Raw genomic sequence first — 15,680 nt, 5'->3', positions numbered from 1 at the left:
TTTTTATGACTGACAGGAAGATGACATGAGCTTACTGAATCCCTATTTCGGCGAATTTGGCGGCAGGTTTGTGCCGCAAATTCTGATCCCGGCCCTGAACCAGCTGGAGGCCGCCTTCGTCGACGCCCGCGACGATCCCACCTTTCAGACCCAGTTCAATGACCTGCTGCACAACTATGCCGGGCGACCGACGGCGTTGACCCTCTGCCGCAATCTCACCGCCGGTACCCGCACCCGCCTGTACCTAAAGCGTGAGGATCTGCTGCACGGCGGCGCGCACAAAACCAATCAGGTACTTGGCCAGGCGCTGCTGGCCAGGCGCATGGGTAAGACCGAGATCATCGCGGAAACCGGCGCGGGTCAGCACGGCGTCGCAACGGCGCTGGCCTGTGCCTTGCTGGGTCTGAAATGCCGGGTCTACATGGGGGCCAAAGACGTTGCCCGCCAGTCTCCCAATGTGTTCCGTATGCGGCTGATGGGCGCCGAGGTGATCCCGGTGCACAGCGGCTCGGCCACCCTAAAAGATGCCTGCAATGAGGCGCTGCGCGACTGGTCCGCCAACTATGACCAGGCCCACTATCTGTTGGGCACCGCCGCCGGCCCCCATCCCTATCCGACCATCGTGCGCGAATTTCAGCGGATGATCGGCGCGGAGACGCGCCGTCAGATCCTGCAGGCCGAAGGCCGCCTGCCCGATGCGGTATTGGCCTGCGTCGGCGGCGGCTCCAACGCCATCGGGATGTTCGCCGACTTTATCGATGATGCGTCGGTTCAGCTTATCGGCGTCGAACCGGCTGGGCTGGGCATTGAGACCGGGCAGCACGGCGCGCCGCTCAGTCACGGCCGCGTTGGCATTTACTTCGGCATGCGCTCTCCCATGATGCAGACCGCCGAGGGGCAGATTGAGGAGTCCTACTCCCTTTCCGCCGGGCTGGATTTTCCCTCGGTAGGCCCCCAGCACGCCCACCTGAACAGCATTGGCCGGGCCGACTATGTCTCCGCGACCGACGACGAAGCGTTGGCCGCCTTTATGCAGCTCTCGCGCCAGGAGGGCATTATTCCGGCGTTAGAGTCCGCCCATGCGTTGGCCCACGCCCTGAAGCTCATTCATCAGCAGCCAGAAAAAGAGCAGCTGCTGGTGGTGAATCTTTCCGGGCGCGGTGACAAGGATATTTTTACCGTTCACGACATTCTGCAGTCCCGGGGAGAAATACAATGACACGCTACCAGACGCTATTTACCCATCTACAGCGCCGCCAGGAAGGCGCGCTGGTCCCCTTCGTCACACTGGGCGACCCTACGCCGTCGCTGTCGCTGCAAATTATCGACGCGCTGGTGGAGTCCGGCGCCGATGCGCTGGAGCTGGGGATCCCCTTCTCCGACCCGCTGGCCGACGGCCCGGTGATCCAGAGTGCGACTCTGCGCGCCCTGCAGGCGGGCGTCACCCCCGAGCGTTGCTTTACGCTGCTGGCTACCCTGCGGGAAAAATATCCCCAGTTGCCCATTGGACTGCTGATGTACGCTAACCTGGTGGTTAATCCAGGGATCGACACCTTTTACCGGCGCTGTGCCCAGGCCGGCATTGACTCGGTCTTGATTGCCGATGTCCCGCTGGAGGAGTCCGCCCCCTTCCACGCGGCGGCGCAGCGGTACGGGGTCGCGCCGATCTACCTGTGTCCGCCCAACGCCGATGATGTACTGCTGCAGCAACTGGCCGCGCGCAGTCAGGGGTACGTTTACCTGCTGTCACGCGCCGGGGTCACCGGCAGCGATCGCCCCTGCCTGCCGCCACTGCGCCATCTCACGACGCGGCTGGCAGCGCTGGGTGCCGCGCCGACGCTACAGGGATTCGGGATTCAGACACCCGATCAGGTACGCAGCGCGCTGGACGGTGGCGCCGCGGGCGCCATTTCCGGCTCGGCAGTGGTCGACCTGATCGCTCGCCATCTGGATACCCCGCCCCAGATGCTGCAGCAGCTGCGCGCGTTCATCCAAACCATGAAGGCCGCAACCCGCGCCTGATGCCTCCGCGGCGGCCGCTCTCCCCGCCGCGGATTTTGACTTGCCCTCTGCTGACCTATTGATATGATTATTCATAGAGCGGGACACCGTTCATGGCGGCTGTCCTTGCGCGTCACTGCATAAGGAGAAAAGCATGAAATGGTCGAAACAGATCCAGGTATTAGGACTGGCCGCTATTCTGGCGGCTTCACTGGCGGGCTGCGCCGGCTCCACCACCCAGGAGAGTACCGGTAACTACATTGATGACACCGTGGTCACCACCAAGGTGAAAAGCGCGCTGCTCAATGCCAAGAGTATTAAATCTACAGAGATCAGCGTAGAGACCTACAAAGGACGGGTGCAGCTGAGCGGATTTGTCTCCTCCCGGGCCGATGCCCAGCGGGCGGTAGAGGTTGCCCGGGGCATTAAGGGCGTCCGCTCGGTCGAAAACGATATGCGTATTAAATAACACGTTCAGGCTGCCCGCCCGGGGCAGCCTCTCTACCGCTGTTGCCGATCAGAAACGATAGCCGGCGCCGAACATAAATACCCACGGATTAATGTTGGTATTTATGCTGTGCTGGCTATCCGAGCTATCGCGGAACTTCACCTTGGTATCAATGCTGATGTACCACACCGAGGCGTTGATCATCCAGTTTTCGCTGACCATATAGTCGAGCCCGGCCTGCCCGGCAACGCCCCAGGAGTCTGTCGCCTTCAGATCGTGCAGCCCCAGCGACGTCGCATTCTGATCGAAGCTGTTGTTGAAGAAGGTGGTGTAATTCACCCCGACCCCCAGATAGGGGCGCAGCTTGTCTTCCGCACGGCCAAAGTACCACTGGGCCATCAGGGTGGGCGGCAGCTGATGCACGGTCGCAATATTTCCCAGCCCCCCCAGCGAGACCTTGTGGCGGAACGGCGTTGCCGCCAGCAGCTCAATGCCGATGTTATCCGTTGCCATGTAGCCGAAGGTCAGCCCCAGCTGGGTATTGTTGTCCACGTTAAACCCGCCCAGCCCCAGCACATTATCAGAGCTGGTGGTCGGACGCACGGTGGCCGCGCCGGCGCGGACAATCACATCACCGGCCTGATGAGCCGATGCCGCCGCAGGCGCCAATACGGCGGCCAGACACAGCGCAACGCTACACTTTTTCATCATCATCCCTTTCCTTTATATGGTTATCGTTCACTTGCAATATAACCATGTTGGATGATTATTGATTCATTCGAGATCACATCTTTTACATACAAACAAAACTAAATGATATTCAATCTGTTTCTTGGCTTGATGCCAAACGGTAAAAATTGATGCGCATCAATAAATCACGATCATATTGAATTGAGAGAATGCCTTTCGCTCCACCTTGACGGCACGGCATCCAGCGCTTAGCGCAGACGCTAACCTCAACGCGGTGGGCACGGCAAAGCTGCAATCTATACAGACAGTCCGTGCAGCCCGAGGATCAGCGTAGCGAATAAGAATGCCCGTAGGGGATTCCCCGCACAAAGGGTAAGGAGCGGCGTAATCGGACCTATACCGCCTGTGGTGGATATCCCCATTACATCACCACGTTACACAGCAGAAAACACACGGAGCGCAGAAGAAATCACCACCTGGCCGATTGCGGGGTGCCACAGCGACCGCTAACGGGGTACAATCGCCGCAGATCTCTTTTCACCCCGGGCAGCCACTGCCGCCCGCCGACATGCCAAGGAGCTATGCATGCCCATCACGGCCCGGAGCCTTTACCGTGACAGCGTTAACTTTTTCCGCCACCAGCTGACGCCCATCGTCCTGCTGGCACTGCTGACCGCCTTTATCAGCGTGATGCTGAACCAGGCTCTCAGCCCCGGTGCACAGGCGATCAGCCAGCTGAGCAGCGGTGACAGCATCAGCGCCGCCCGAGGTCTGCAGGAGATGATCCGTCAGATGACACCGGAGCAGCAAATGACGCTGCTGAAAGTCTCGGCGGCCTCCAGCTTTTCGGTACTGATCGGTAATGTGCTGCTGCTGGGGGGCATGCTGATGCTGATCCCGCAGGCGTCCAGCGGCATACGCCTCAGCGCGCTGCGCGCCATCGGCCTCTCTGCGCCCATGCTGCCACGTCTGCTGCTGCTGATGCTGCTGTGTACCCTGATGGTTCAACTGGGTATTACGCTGTTTATCTTGCCGGGGATCATTCTGACCGTCGGTCTGGCCCTATCTCCGATGATCATGACCACAGAACACTGTGGCGTAATCGCCACCATTCGCAGCAGCTTTCGGCTCTCCTTCGCCAACGTACGGCTCATCAGCCCGGCAATTCTGCTGTGGATGCTGATGAAGCTGGTTCTATTGCTGTTGGTCGATACGCTGGCGGCGCTGCATCCCAGCCTGGGCATGGTCATCATGGGAACCCTGAGTAACCTGATCTCCGCCGGTCTGATTATCTATCTCTCCCGTCTGTATATGCTGCTGCGGGCCCCTGCCTGATCGGTAGACCCCCGCAATCCCGCAGACAGACCGCCGCGCGCCCGATTCACCCGCGTAGGAGACAACCATGCTGAGCCGACTCATCATCAAATACAGAATTACCGACATTCTAGACAAAATCATATTACGCAATAAAGATTTCGCAATTATATCGAATAACTGCTGGGGATTTCATGCGTATAAAATAGCCAAGAAACCGTACAATACGCCATTTATCGGGCTGTATATTGTCCCGGCCGATTTTATTAAAATGTGCGCTAACTTGAGCCGCTACATTGGCTGTACAATCAATAAAGACAGCTTTATTAAAAGTGACATGCCCTTTCCGGTTGCCCAGATACAGGAGATTACGATTTACTTTATGCATTACCAGAGTGAAGAGCAGGCCATCCGTAAATGGAATGACCGGATGGCCCGGCTGGTAAGGTATATCGCAGCACGGGGAGTCGATGACGTCATCTTTAAGATGTGCGAAAGAGATGGAGAAAAACAGCATGTTAACGCATTCAACGCGCTGCGCTTCCCACGGAAAATCAGCTTTGAAAAGACCAGCTGCGACAAACGTCTGAAGGATAAAGATGGCGACCTGCTCACCGGAGAGCAGCTGTTCAATAACAGATTTGTCTACTATAGAAAATACATTTCTCTATATAAGTGATGGTTAACCGGGGACGTCAGCGAGGCGCAACCGTACCGTTCTGAGCGGCTCCCGGGGATCCGTCCACACCATCGGCATGGGCACACCGACTGCTTTGGATCAGCTTCAGCGCCAGATACAGATCGGCGACAAATAGCAGCCCCTTCTCTTCCCCAGTGGCCCGACTGCGGCCAAACCAGCGCTTTAGGTCGGTTTTACGCCCGGCCAGCACCAGATGAACCCGCCGCTGGCGCAGGTCGCGCTTCAGTTCATCGATCCCCGCCAACACGCTAATGTCGGGGTAGGTAAAGCAGGATACCGCATCGATCACCACCCACTCCGGCTGAAACGGCATTCCGTCGACCAGATTCAGGACCCGGCGCTTAAAATAGGCGATATTGAAATAGGTCAGCGGCGAGTTAAATCGGTAGATCAGCACCCCCTCAACCGCCCGCACCTGATTACCGTTGCCGAGCGAGTGGATCATTCCCTCCTCATTCACCCCCAGCAGTTGTTCGCTGGGACGGAACACCGTACGGAAAAACTGCAGCAGTCCCAGCAGTACGGCCAACCCAATCCCTGGCATAACCCCCACCAACAGCACGCTGGCAAAGGTAAACAGCGCCAGACGAAAGGCCGATGGATTGTGTTTACGCAGGCTCACCAAAGAGCGGATATCCAGCAGCAGCCAGGAAGCGTACACCAATACCACGCCGAGCACAGCCACCGGAATATAGCGCAGCAAGTTCCCCAACAGCAGCAGCACCGCCGCGATAGACAGCGCGGCCACGATGGAGACCAGCTGACTTTTACCGCCGTTGGCATCGTTGACCGCGGTACGGGAGCTGGCGCCGCTGATGGCGAACCCCTGCGAAAGCGCCGACACGATATTGGCAACACCCAGCGCGCGGAACTCCGCGTCTGGGTTAACTTCATAGCCATTTTTAGAGGCAAAGCTGCGCGCCGTCAGCATCAGGCTGACAAAACTTATCAGTGCCAGGTTCAGGGATGGCATCACCAGATCACGCAGCAGCGCAGGCTGAAAATTAGGCCACTGTACCACCGGCAGCGTACCGTCAAGACCGCTAATCGTTTGAATGCCAAAGCGCTGCAGCCCCCCCAGCCAAACCAGCAGCATGGCGAGGATGATCACCAGTAACGCCGCTGGCCAGCCGGGACGCAGACGGCGCAGCCCCAGCAGGACCAGCAGGGTCAGCAGCGACAGAAGCAGTGTCGGCCAATGGCTGGAGAGCAGGTCGTGGGGCAGCGAGAGAATGCGTTCAATCACCTCGCGCGAGGCGGGCTGGTAGCCCAGCATCTTCGCCAGCTGATCGATCATGATGGTGATAGCCAGACCATTGAGCAAACCGGTCAGAATGGGCCGTGACAGAAGATCCGCCAGCGCGCCAAGGCGAAAGCGGCTGGCGACAAGGCACCACAGGCCGGTCATCAGGGTCATCATAACGCACAGCTGCCACAGCCGCTGCGGATCGCCTGCCGCCAGCGGAGTCACTACAGCAGCAATCACCGCACAGGTGGCCGCATCTGGCCCGACGATCACCTGGCGTGAGGAGCCAAACAGCGCATAGGCAATCATCGGCAGGATACAGGAGTAAATCCCCACCACCGCCGTTACCCCGACCAGATCGGCATAGGCCAACGCCGTCGGCAGTGCAACGGCGGCAACCGATAGCCCGGCGCGCAGATCGTCGGCCAGCCACTCCCGCCGGTATTTCGTCAGTTGGTACAACCCCGGCATCCCGCGGCGCAGAAAATCACATTGCATAACGTCGTAATCCTAAGAGGCGCCCATCTCCATCATGGATAGGCTGACGCACTTGGTCAAGTCGGCAGGTGTGTGGGCTCACGTGTAATTTTTTGCAAAAAAATAAAGCTGGGAGAAATACGGCGGCATAATGCAGGATAACAGATAATCAACGGGCATGATCGTACGGCCCGGCAGCGACAAAGATACCGCCGCCGTGCCGAATCAGGTATAGTCGCCCGATCGATGAAAGGATGGACTGCCGAATGAAACAATTGTTAGATTTTTTACCCCTGGTAGTATTTTTTGTCTGTTACAAACTGTATGACATCTATGTTGCCTCCGGCGCACTGGTCGCCGCGACCGCCGTTGCGCTGGTGTTAACCTGGCTGAAATACCGTCGGGTAGAGAAAATGACCCTGATCACCTTTATTATGGTGGCTATTTTTGGCACCCTGACACTGGTTTTCCATAATGATCTGTTTATCAAATGGAAGGTGACCGTTATCTATACGCTGTTTGCCCTGGCGCTGCTAATCAGCCAGGTGGTACTGAAGAAGCCACTGATCCAGCGTATGTTAGGGAAAGAGCTGCAACTGCCGGACAGCGTATGGTCCCGTCTGAATGCGGCGTGGGCGCTGTTTTTCCTAGGCTGTGGCCTGGCCAACATCTATGTCGCCTTCTGGCTGCCGCAAAGCGTATGGGTCGACTTTAAGGTCTTTGGGCTGACGGCGCTAACGCTGGTTTTCACGCTACTGAGCGGAATTTATATTTACCGCAATATGTCCGAAGAACAAAAGCATTCATAAGACTGTGCGCCGGCCTTTGACCGGCGTTTCTTTTGACACAGAGACATCAAGACTGACATTTACTATGAGCGAAAAACTTCGTTTACCTGCAGGTGAACTTGTTCTGCGTACTCTGGCTATGCCGGCCGACACCAACGCTAATGGTGATATCTTCGGCGGTTGGATCATGTCACAAATGGATATTGGCGGCGCGATCCTGGCAAAGGAGATCGCAGAGGGACGCGTGGTTACCGTGGCAGTGAACGCAATAACCTTTCTTAAGCCGGTGGCAGTTGGCGATGTAGTGTGCTGCTATGCCCACTGCATTCGCACCGGTCGCAGCTCCATCACCGTAAACATTGAGGTCTGGGTGAAAAAGGTCGCCTCCGAGCCGATTGGACAGCGCGAATGCGTTACCGAGGCGGTGTTTACCTATGTTGCGGTAAACGACGCGAATAAATCCCGTTCGCTGCCAGCTGGGAAAGTCAACTTCCGTAACGACGCTGCACAATAAGACCCTAAGCCGGGCCATCACGGGCCCGGCTAGCCCTCATTCGACGGCCGCCCGGCCATCGATCCGAAAATAGACAGTCACCTGAACATTCTGCCCCGGGCGTCCAGGCTGGTAACGCCAACGGCGGGCGGCGCGCTTGACCTCCCGCTCAAATACCCCGGGCGGCTCGGCCGACAGGATACTGACATTGCCGACGCGCCCCTCACTATCGACGTCAAAACGCAGCTTCACTCGCCCCTCAATATGCAGCGCCAGCGCACGCTGGGGATAGGCCGGCTCAGGACGACTGACGGCTTGAGGTGCGCCCACAGCCACCGAACGACCGGCGGCTGCCTGCGGTGCTGCGTTTAGTAAAGTCCCCGTAGCACTCTCCGCTGTCACCTTTGACGCTGCGCCTTGTACCTTGTCCGGCATCATCGCTGCATGCGGCATCGGCGATTCCACCTTGGCCACCGTCGCCTGCCGCGTCTGTACCGGCGGTTGCGCCTTCGGCGGCGCCGGTTTCACCTCCCGTTTGCGAGGCGGCGTCCTTTCGTTTGGTCTCGGTTGCTGTCTCTCGGGCGACGGCGCATCTTTCTCCTTATACTCTTGGGGGACGGGGACGCTCGGCAGCGCTGCCTGCGCCAATCCAGTCCCCTGCGTCGCAGGAGGTGCCGCCGCCGGTGGCGCCACGCTCGCCGCGCCACCAGCGACGGAAAACATGGCTGGATTGACCATTATCGCCTGGATCTGCCCCGCATCACCGGCAGGCTGTGGACGGATCTCATGGTAGGAGGCATACAGCAGTCCGGCAATCAGCGAGGCATGTAGGGATACCGATAGCGTCATCGGCCAAGAAAGACGACGAGCCAGGAAAAATTGCTTCAGGGTTAATTTATCAGCCGACAAGGTATTGGTAACTCAATGGGTAAATGGGCATCGCGTGTTGTTGTCAATTTTAAATGCAAATAGCAATCATATTCAACTGGGAACTGTCAGAGGGTATAAAACTGTGCGGCCGCGCGGATTATCCTCTGCGCCAGCGGTACGGATATTGCGCCTATGGCAACAATACCTTAACGTATTGGCCGAGACAGCGGCGCATTTTCCCCAGACACTGCATCTGCGCCCCTCTCCGCGCACAATACCCTCGGTTGGAGCGAATAAATATTAAAGGAGGAGAATATGTTGTACCTGATTTATTCCCAGGATGCACCAGATACACTGCAACAGCGCTTGGCGGCACGTCCGGCCCATCTGGCCAGGCTACAGACGCTGCGCGATCAGGGGCGTCTGCTAACGGCCGGTCCCCTGCCCAGCATCGACAGCAGCGATCCCGGCGCCGCGGGGTTCACCGGCTCGGCGGTGATCGCCGAATTTGAATCGCTGAGCCAGGCTCAGGCATGGGCGGGAAATGATCCTTACGTTGCCGCCGGGGTCTACCGTCAAGTCAGCGTAACCCCCTACAAACAGGTGTTCTAGCACTGTATCGCAGCATTCAGCGCTGAAAAAAGTGACTAGTCCTGATATAGGTTGACAGTTTTTTATCTGTAAACGCCTGATGAACATCATCGGGCGTTTTCTATTTCAGGGCCAGATGTGGCCGCTCATGGTTATAAATATCTACAGATTCTTTTACCATTGTTCTGGCCTGCGCAAGATCCGCTGGGCCTGAGAGTAAAAACGCATTTTTCAGAATACCGTTTATCCGCTCAGCCAACGCATTCTGGTAACAGTCATAACCATCGGTCCTTGAACCAATTACCCCGTTTCTTTCATGTATTGACTGATAAAGCGCTGAACAGTATTGCACTCCGCTGTCCGAGTGATGTACCAGAGGGCCTGTCGTTTTTCTCCGCCTCAGTGCCTGCCTGAACGCTTTCACCACATTTTCACTCTGCAGATGTTCCCCCACATGATAACCCATAACTCTTCTGGAACAGTAAAGGATAGAGGATAATCACGTTGGGTACGTTTGAACTCAGTCATCATCACGTTCTCCAGATTTTAGTCAGGAACCTGTCAACGCTATTCAGAACGGGTTAAAGGCAAGAAAAAAGCCCGCTTTCGCGGGCTTTTCCTTACCTCAGAGAAGCGCACTTAGCGGGGCTACATGGAGATTCCATTAAAATGCCAAATGTGCTTTTCTGTCACATTGCTGTGATGGCGGGCAGTCTACCCTGATTCCTCGCGTGTCGCAATATCATGATAATTCGGATAAATGCGTTCGCTGCTTTTATTTCCATCTACCTCTCTATTTCATCCGGATGCGGCACCTTTTCCATACTGGATCTCTGCCGACGACTCTGGCAGGATGGGTAAAAATTCGGCAAAACTCGCGTTCCCCCGATTGACCCGGTGTCAATCCTGTCTGCATCCACGTATCACTCAAGGAGAGTCTGCCCATGGCAAACAGCAAGAAACCTGCGAAAACCTCTATTGGCCTGGATCCAAAACAGTCCGCTGTCCTAGCGGATGCCCTCAATGCCCTGCTGGCCAACTACCAAATTCTTTATATGAATGTGCGAGGCTATCACTGGAACATCAGTGGACCACAATTTTTTGAACTGCATGTCAAGTTTGAGGAGACCTATAACGATCTGTTGCTCAAGGTCGATGAGCTGGCCGAGCGTATTCTGACGCTGGGATACCGGCCACGCCACGCTTTCAGCGACTATCTACAACAGGCAACGGTAAAAGAGGATGTCAATGTCACCGACGATCGCGGTACCCTACAGGGATTATTGGGCGGCTATGCCCTGCTGCTGCAGCAACAGCGGGAAATTCTGCATCTGGCCACAGAAGCCGACGACGAAGGGACAGTATCACTGATGAGTGACTACATCAAACAGCAGGAAAAACAGGTGTGGATGCTGAATGCCTATCTGGGCAGTAACCAGCCCTGATAGTCTCCCTATCCTTTACTGACTGAGCCCATAAACTGGGGCAGTCATACCCGGCCTGTCAAGATGGCCTGGGCCGGTACTCTACCGGACTCAGGCCATCTAACCTCTGTTTTATCCGCTCACCCTTATAATAGTGGATAGGCTCTTCCAGCGCGTTATCCATACAGATAACATGTTCAGCGTAGAATTAATGATTCTATGCCGCCACAAATGAAATATCATTTGTTAAAAACAATAATAATGACCATGCTATATATAGCATATAAAGCCCAATCAAAAAATCAACCATTCGCCAAAACAATGGCCGTATGAATATCTTAGACAACCATGCCGCAAGATATCCTATAGAAAAGAACCATATGAATGATGCTGTTAATGCGCCAGCAAGATAGTTTATTCTTTGTGTATCATCAATGGTTGATGATACACCACCAACAATTGCGACCGTATCTATCCAAACATTAGGATTTAAAAGACTAAAGCTGACGGTAGTTATTATTATTTTCGATAATGTCGATTTTACAGCATCACCATTGGAAATCAAAATGCTCTCACCATAATATGCGGACTTTAAAGACCTTACACCATACCACAGTAGAAACAACACACCGGCAACAGTTAATAGAGACAGAAGAATTTCATTCTTATTAACAACCTCCCCAACACCAAGAACGCCAACGCACATCAGAATAAAATCACAGATAAAACAGGTTGCGCTAACGGTAAATACAAACTCCCTCTTCACTCCTTGCCGGATAACAAAAGTATTTTGTGCGCCAATGGCAACCAGCAATCCTGAACTGATGAAAAAACCAGTAGCAAACCCACCCGTCATTTTTTAACGCCTCTTTGAAAACCATATTTTTGATAAAAATATCTTTGTTAACACTGGCATATTGCGGAGCTTCTGATTTTTTCCGAAATCAGACAATTGCCTATTAACACTCCCCTGAATATGCATTTCATTTTTCCTTATAACTGCCTTGTATTTATCAAAATGACCAGATAGCCTTAATGCGGAAAAGATCTCATGATGATTAAAGACCAAGGCTGGACACTTAAAGTTCCTGCTTAGTCTGTGTGCAAATGGATGTAATCCGACTATAAAAAAAGCTTCTTCTGCTATAGAAAAAGCAAAATTATCATCGCGTGTATTCCTTGAGTATCCACTGGCCCATTGGTATTTTTGTGAATCAATCGAATTCAATTCCTTAAGAACTTCCCAGAGAAAATTTTCAAAATCATCTTCAGATGCAATCTTTTTGTTTTCAAAAAAAACAACAGCACTATAAAAAGCACTATAAAATCTTTTATTTTTTATTTGGTTACATGCAAAATCCTCTAAAAACAAATACACATTACTTATATCTTCAATCGGATGCATTGATGGGAAATAGAGTAAGTTATTTTCGGCCTGAGCTCTCCTTGCTCCAATACAACAAAATGATTTACTTTTCACGAATGATTCAAAATCATTAATTATTTGCTTTATTGCATATTCCATATGCCACCATTAATTAATGTTTATAACAATAGAGTAAATATATATTTTTGAAAAAAATAGACGACTTCACTTAAGATAAACACAGATATGTATTTCCCAGCGATTCTGTATAGATTACTCCTGCAGTGCCGCCGCTTTACTCAACCCCCTCACAGGACAATTCCCATCGCCTCCACGAAGAGCATGAACAGGGATCTGGAGTTTTAAACATATATAAAATACAGTCACTGCAGGATAGGCTACTTCAGCCACTGACGCACGACAAGCCTTCTGTTTACGGCGCTATACCATTTTGGTGTTTTTATATACCATAGACTAAGTCAAGCGCTGTAGGTCTGTATTGGCCAAGTTAAACCGGACATGCTTTTCTCTGCCATTTCGCATAGTACACAGGAGATAGTGCCATATTGACGACATGATTACGCGCAAGAATTGTGTTCAGGTATTCACGGTGTGATTTACCTGAACAACTGTTTATAACCGCCTGACCCGGTAACCCGGTAACCCGGTAGTCAGTCAACTGCCAACGGCGCACAAAAAACACGGGGACCGGAGACATCAATATCTCTCAAACAGTAAAGGGATGTGTACAACCCAATCGGATGCCTGCCCACAATCACAATGCTGTTGAACCTCAGATTGCCTGAACTTTTGCTGATTATCGTTGTGACGATATGAAGAGCACCACGGTAATCATTGGCAATGACAGCACCGGTTTTGTGCTTTGCCGGAGGCTACCGAACGTTGTCCTGTGCCCCATTTCTCGCTGGCGTCTGGCCGTTTTACGGCGGCCCTAAAACGGTTAACCAGCCCAGATTTACGACGCACCGGATAAAGTTATCACAGCCCCGTAAAACGGGGCTGAATAACTACCACTCGTAGGCCACGGAATAGAGCAAAGAACGGTGATGCTGAATCCTATGTAAGCGGCGAATGCAATAAATATGACGGTTTCTGCGTGACTGACCTTCTAGCCAGCGGCTGCGCCGCCGATGGATCTGGCGCAGCATACGCCAACGCCCTACTTCATTTCGACTGTGTCGCATTGTACCCCTCCGGATAATTGCGCTGCGATTATACCCCCCCTGAGAGACAAGCCAACCCCCGGGCAGGCACATCGTATAAAAAGCGCCGCACGCCACGAACTGTATATATTTAGCCGCTAAAGGTTTCTTCTTTGTATATCTGTGCGTAAACTCTCAATTGATGGATTTGTGCAAGGACAACCTGCGGTTATGAGCACTTTTTATACAGTAATCAGCTGGCTGGCGATCTTTGGCTACTGGCTGCTTATCGCCAGCGTCACGTTACGGATATTGATGAAGCGTCGGGCTGTTCCCTCTGCCATGGCGTGGCTGCTGATCATTTACATCCTGCCACTGGTCGGCATTATCGCCTATCTCTCCTTTGGTGAGCTGCATCTGGGAAAACGCCGCGCCGAGCGCGCGCGTACGATGTGGCCATCCACCGCACGCTGGTTGGCCGATCTGCGCAGCTGCCGCAGCATTTTTGCCACCCACAACAGCGAGGTCGCCGCACCGCTGTTCCAGCTGTGTGAACGGCGCCAGGGTATCGCCGGTGTTAAGGGTAACCAGCTACAGCTGCTGACCTCTACCGATGATACGCTCAATGCCCTGATCCGCGATATTGAGCTGGCGCATACCAGCATTGAGATGATGTTTTATATTTGGCAACCCGGTGGATTGGCCGATCGGGTTGCCGAAGCGATGATGGCAGCAGCAAGACGCGGCATACGTTGCCGCCTGATGCTCGATTCGGCCGGCAGCGTGGCATTTTTCCGCAGCCCTTATCCAGCCATGATGCGCGAAGCGGGTATTGAGGTCGTAGAGGCGCTGCAGGTCAACCTGCTGCGTGTTTTCCTGCGCCGTATGGATCTACGTCAGCACCGCAAAGTGGTGCTGATCGACAACTTTATCGCCTATACCGGCAGCATGAACCTGGTTGACCCGCGCTACTTTAAGCAGGACGCCGGTGTCGGCCAGTGGATCGATGTCATGGCGCGCATGGAGGGGCCGGTCGCAACCACCATGGGCATCTACTATGCCTTCGACTGGGAGATGGAGACCGGTAAACGTATTCTGCCACCGGAGCCGATATGCAATATTCTCCCCTTTGAAAAAGAGTCGGGCCACACCATTCAGGTGATCGCCTCCGGCCCCGGCTTTCCGGAAGAGCTGATCCACCAATCACTGTTGACCGCCGTCTACTCCGCGCGCCAACAGCTGGTGATGACCACACCCTATTTTGTTCCCAGTGACGACCTGTTGCATGCCATCTGTACCGCCGCCCAGCGCGGTGTGGATGTCTCAATCATCGTGCCGAAAAAGAATGACTCGATGATGGTCGGCTGGGCCAGCCGCGCCTTTTTTACCGAAATGCTGGCCGCCGGCGTTAAAATCTATCAGTTTGAAGGCGGCCTGTTGCATACCAAGAGCGTGCTGGTCGACGGCCAGCTCAGTCTGGTCGGTACCGTCAACCTGGATATGCGCAGCCTGTGGCTTAATTTCGAAATTACGCTGGTCATCGACGACGACGGCTTCGGCAGCGATCTCGCCTGCGTACAAGAGGACTATATCGCCCGCTCCTCCCTGCTGGACCCACTGGAGTGGTTAAAACGCCCACTGTGGCAACGCGTCGTCGAACGCCTCTTTTACTTTTTCAGCCCTTTGCTGTAACCGTCTGCGGTCGGCCTACGCCCGACTGCGGCCCCCAATGAGATACTGACATGATGGATTTAAACAACCGCCTGAACGAAGAAGAGACCCTGGATCAGGCCTACGATATTTTCCTGGAGCTGGCGGCGGACAATCTGGATCCGGCGGATGTGCTGCTGTTTAACCTGCAGTTTGAGCAGCGCGGTGCCGCCGAGCTGTTCGATCCGGCTGAGGACTGGCAGGAGCATGTTGAGGTTGAGGTCGATCTCAACCCGGATTTCTATGCCGAGGTGGTGATTGGACTGACCAACGGTAACCCGGACAGCGACGATATCGAGGATGTCTTCGCCCGTATTCTGATCTGTCGGGAGAAGGATCATAAAATGTGCCATATCCTGTGGAAAGAGTAGCACCGCCGCTCTCGGAGCCATAAAAAAC

17 protein-coding genes and 2 pseudogenes are annotated in these 15,680 nt (G+C 54.1%); 11 read left to right on the top strand and 8 right to left on the bottom strand.

From position 1 onward, the window contains the following. The first annotated feature begins 25 nt into the window (after positions 1–25). The 3 genes from trpB to EIEH_RS01460 all read left to right on the top strand — a co-directional run bounded on the left by trpB (position 26) and on the right by EIEH_RS01460 (position 2,470). Entirely contained in the window at positions 26–1,219 is a 1,194-nt protein-coding gene (gene trpB / locus EIEH_RS01470) for a tryptophan synthase subunit beta (RefSeq protein WP_015871025.1), read from the top strand. After that, the gene (gene trpA / locus EIEH_RS01465; RefSeq protein ID WP_015871024.1) at positions 1,216–2,022 is read left to right on the top strand and encodes a tryptophan synthase subunit alpha; all 807 of its coding nucleotides are present in this window, start codon (positions 1,216–1,218) and stop codon (positions 2,020–2,022) included. Before trpB ends, trpA begins: the two co-directional genes overlap by 4 nt. Positions 2,023–2,155: 133 nt before the next feature. After that, positions 2,156–2,470, top strand: coding sequence for a BON domain-containing protein (locus tag EIEH_RS01460; protein WP_015871023.1), 315 nt, complete (start codon positions 2,156–2,158; stop codon positions 2,468–2,470). 48 nt (positions 2,471–2,518) lie between these two features. Here EIEH_RS01460 and ompW read toward each other — a convergent pair whose 3' ends face one another. Next, complete coding sequence (gene ompW / locus EIEH_RS01455; RefSeq protein WP_015871022.1) at positions 2,519–3,157, bottom strand: outer membrane protein OmpW; 639 nt, start codon at positions 3,155–3,157, stop codon at positions 2,519–2,521. A gap of 567 nt (positions 3,158–3,724) precedes the next feature. On the opposite strand from ompW, the gene EIEH_RS01450 reads away from it, so the two are divergent. Both EIEH_RS01450 and EIEH_RS01445 read left to right on the top strand, forming a co-directional pair. Continuing rightward, entirely contained in the window at positions 3,725–4,474 is a 750-nt protein-coding gene (locus tag EIEH_RS01450; RefSeq protein ID WP_015871021.1) for a YciC family protein, read from the top strand. 67 nt (positions 4,475–4,541) lie between these two features. After that, the gene (locus EIEH_RS01445; RefSeq protein WP_015871020.1) at positions 4,542–5,132 is read left to right on the top strand and encodes a DUF1919 domain-containing protein; all 591 of its coding nucleotides are present in this window, start codon (positions 4,542–4,544) and stop codon (positions 5,130–5,132) included. 16 nt (positions 5,133–5,148) lie between these two features. Here EIEH_RS01445 and EIEH_RS01440 read toward each other — a convergent pair whose 3' ends face one another. Further along, positions 5,149–6,897 (bottom strand): SulP family inorganic anion transporter, encoded by a 1,749-nt coding sequence (locus EIEH_RS01440; RefSeq protein WP_015871019.1) that lies wholly within the window; start codon positions 6,895–6,897, stop codon positions 5,149–5,151. A 245-nt stretch (positions 6,898–7,142) separates the two neighbouring features. Between EIEH_RS01440 and EIEH_RS01435 the strand changes: the two genes are divergently transcribed. Both EIEH_RS01435 and yciA read left to right on the top strand, forming a co-directional pair. Then, positions 7,143–7,685 carry a septation protein A gene (locus tag EIEH_RS01435; protein WP_015871018.1) on the top strand — a complete coding sequence of 181 codons (543 nt, stop codon included), beginning with the start codon at positions 7,143–7,145 and terminating at the stop codon, positions 7,683–7,685. A 64-nt stretch (positions 7,686–7,749) separates the two neighbouring features. Next, the gene (gene yciA, locus EIEH_RS01430) at positions 7,750–8,178 is read left to right on the top strand and encodes an acyl-CoA thioester hydrolase YciA (protein WP_035608463.1); all 429 of its coding nucleotides are present in this window, start codon (positions 7,750–7,752) and stop codon (positions 8,176–8,178) included. 36 nt (positions 8,179–8,214) lie between these two features. On the opposite strand, the gene EIEH_RS01425 is transcribed toward yciA, so the two are convergent. Next, entirely contained in the window at positions 8,215–9,066 is an 852-nt protein-coding gene (locus tag EIEH_RS01425; protein ID WP_015871017.1) for a TonB family protein, read from the bottom strand. Between the two features lie 276 nt (positions 9,067–9,342). On the opposite strand from EIEH_RS01425, the gene EIEH_RS01420 reads away from it, so the two are divergent. Next, positions 9,343–9,639: a YciI family protein gene (locus EIEH_RS01420; RefSeq protein ID WP_035608459.1), complete on the top strand. Its 297-nt coding sequence runs from the start codon at positions 9,343–9,345 to the stop codon at positions 9,637–9,639. Between the two features lie 35 nt (positions 9,640–9,674). Here the strand turns inward: EIEH_RS01420 and EIEH_RS17115 are convergent. Continuing rightward, a pseudogene (locus tag EIEH_RS17115) lies at positions 9,675–10,096 on the bottom strand (transposase); the annotation flags it as partial. Positions 10,097–10,562: 466 nt separating this feature from the next. On the opposite strand from EIEH_RS17115, the gene EIEH_RS01415 reads away from it, so the two are divergent. Beyond that, a complete protein-coding gene (locus EIEH_RS01415) occupies positions 10,563–11,063 on the top strand; it encodes a Dps family protein (RefSeq protein WP_015871014.1) in 501 nt (166 codons plus the stop codon). Between the two features lie 58 nt (positions 11,064–11,121). Here the strand turns inward: EIEH_RS01415 and EIEH_RS20050 are convergent. From EIEH_RS20050 to EIEH_RS17100, 4 genes and pseudogenes are all read right to left on the bottom strand, one after another. Then, positions 11,122–11,220 (bottom strand): annotated as a pseudogene (locus EIEH_RS20050) (IS3 family transposase); the annotation flags it as partial. 39 nt (positions 11,221–11,259) lie between these two features. Further along, the gene (locus EIEH_RS17110) at positions 11,260–11,898 is read right to left on the bottom strand and encodes a LysE/ArgO family amino acid transporter (RefSeq protein WP_015871013.1); all 639 of its coding nucleotides are present in this window, start codon (positions 11,896–11,898) and stop codon (positions 11,260–11,262) included. 3 nt (positions 11,899–11,901) lie between these two features. After that, positions 11,902–12,567 (bottom strand): guanitoxin biosynthesis heme-dependent pre-guanitoxin N-hydroxylase GntA, encoded by a 666-nt coding sequence (gntA, locus tag EIEH_RS17105; RefSeq protein ID WP_015871012.1) that lies wholly within the window; start codon positions 12,565–12,567, stop codon positions 11,902–11,904. Between the two features lie 869 nt (positions 12,568–13,436). Continuing rightward, positions 13,437–13,613, bottom strand: coding sequence for a YciY family protein (locus EIEH_RS17100; RefSeq protein ID WP_071525666.1), 177 nt, complete (start codon positions 13,611–13,613; stop codon positions 13,437–13,439). Between the two features lie 189 nt (positions 13,614–13,802). On the opposite strand from EIEH_RS17100, the gene cls reads away from it, so the two are divergent. Together cls and EIEH_RS01405 are read left to right on the top strand one after the other, a co-directional pair. Next, complete coding sequence (cls, locus tag EIEH_RS01410; RefSeq protein ID WP_015871011.1) at positions 13,803–15,263, top strand: cardiolipin synthase; 1,461 nt, start codon at positions 13,803–13,805, stop codon at positions 15,261–15,263. 53 nt (positions 15,264–15,316) lie between these two features. Then, the gene (locus tag EIEH_RS01405; protein ID WP_035608473.1) at positions 15,317–15,652 is read left to right on the top strand and encodes an HI1450 family dsDNA-mimic protein; all 336 of its coding nucleotides are present in this window, start codon (positions 15,317–15,319) and stop codon (positions 15,650–15,652) included. The last annotated feature ends 28 nt before the right edge of the window (positions 15,653–15,680 follow it).

Origin of the sequence: Edwardsiella ictaluri ATCC 33202 (assembly GCF_000264785.1) — a bacterium.
GTDB classification, from domain to species: Bacteria; Pseudomonadota; Gammaproteobacteria; order Enterobacterales; family Enterobacteriaceae; genus Edwardsiella; species Edwardsiella ictaluri.
Note: the sequence above shows the minus strand (reverse complement) of the source record. Positions and strands in the feature narration are given on the sequence as shown.